The sequence below is a fragment of the Pseudomonas sp. NFACC13-1 genome (assembly GCF_900104425.1).
GTDB lineage: Bacteria > Pseudomonadota > Gammaproteobacteria > Pseudomonadales > Pseudomonadaceae > Aquipseudomonas > Aquipseudomonas fluorescens_AA.
The window spans coordinates 1-1,331 of record NZ_FMXV01000073.1; the positions used below are offsets into that span (position 1 = coordinate 1).

The 1,331-nt window shown below is 50.7% G+C and carries 1 rRNA gene; it reads left to right on the forward strand.

From position 1 onward, the window contains the following. Window positions 1–1,331, forward strand: a 23S ribosomal RNA gene (locus tag BLQ55_RS31070); the annotation flags it as partial.

The following is a 1,331-nucleotide window of genomic DNA, read 5'->3' on the forward strand; positions in this document are numbered from 1 at the left end:
AAGATGGTTATCTTGTACTGAATACATAGGTGCAAGAGGCGAACCAGGGGAACTGAAACATCTAAGTACCCTGAGGAAAAGAAATCAACCGAGATTCCCTTAGTAGTGGCGAGCGAACGGGGACTAGCCCTTAAGCTTCTTTGATTTTAGCGGAACGCTCTGGAAAGTGCGGCCATAGTGGGTGATAGCCCTGTACGCGAAAGGATCTTAGAAGTGAAATCGAGTAGGACGGAGCACGAGAAACTTTGTCTGAATATGGGGGGACCATCCTCCAAGGCTAAATACTACTGACTGACCGATAGTGAACTAGTACCGTGAGGGAAAGGCGAAAAGAACCCCGGAGAGGGGAGTGAAATAGATCCTGAAACCGTATGCGTACAAGCAGTGGGAGCCCACTTTGTTGGGTGACTGCGTACCTTTTGTATAATGGGTCAGCGACTTATTTTCAGTGGCGAGCTTAACCGAATAGGGGAGGCGTAGCGAAAGCGAGTCTTAATAGGGCGTCTAGTCGCTGGGAATAGACCCGAAACCGGGCGATCTATCCATGGGCAGGTTGAAGGTTAGGTAACACTGACTGGAGGACCGAACCGACTACCGTTGAAAAGTTAGCGGATGACCTGTGGATCGGAGTGAAAGGCTAATCAAGCTCGGAGATAGCTGGTTCTCCTCGAAAGCTATTTAGGTAGCGCCTCATGTATCACTGTAGGGGGTAGAGCACTGTTTCGGCTAGGGGGTCATCCCGACTTACCAAACCGATGCAAACTCCGAATACCTACAAGTGCCGAGCATGGGAGACACACGGCGGGTGCTAACGTCCGTCGTGAAAAGGGAAACAACCCAGACCGTCAGCTAAGGTCCCAAAGTTATGGTTAAGTGGGAAACGATGTGGGAAGGCTTAGACAGCTAGGAGGTTGGCTTAGAAGCAGCCACCCTTTAAAGAAAGCGTAATAGCTCACTAGTCGAGTCGGCCTGCGCGGAAGATGTAACGGGGCTCAAACCATACACCGAAGCTACGGGTATCACGCAAGTGATGCGGTAGAGGAGCGTTCTGTAAGCCTGTGAAGGTGAGTTGAGAAGCTTGCTGGAGGTATCAGAAGTGCGAATGCTGACATGAGTAACGACAATGGGTGTGAAAAACACCCACGCCGAAAGACCAAGGTTTCCTGCGCAACGTTAATCGACGCAGGGTTAGTCGGTCCCTAAGGCGAGGCTGAAAAGCGTAGTCGATGGAAAACAGGTTAATATTCCTGTACTTCTGGTTATTGCGATGGAGGGACGGAGAAGGCTAGGCCAGCTTGGCGTTGGTTGTCCAAGTTTAAGGTGGTAGGCTG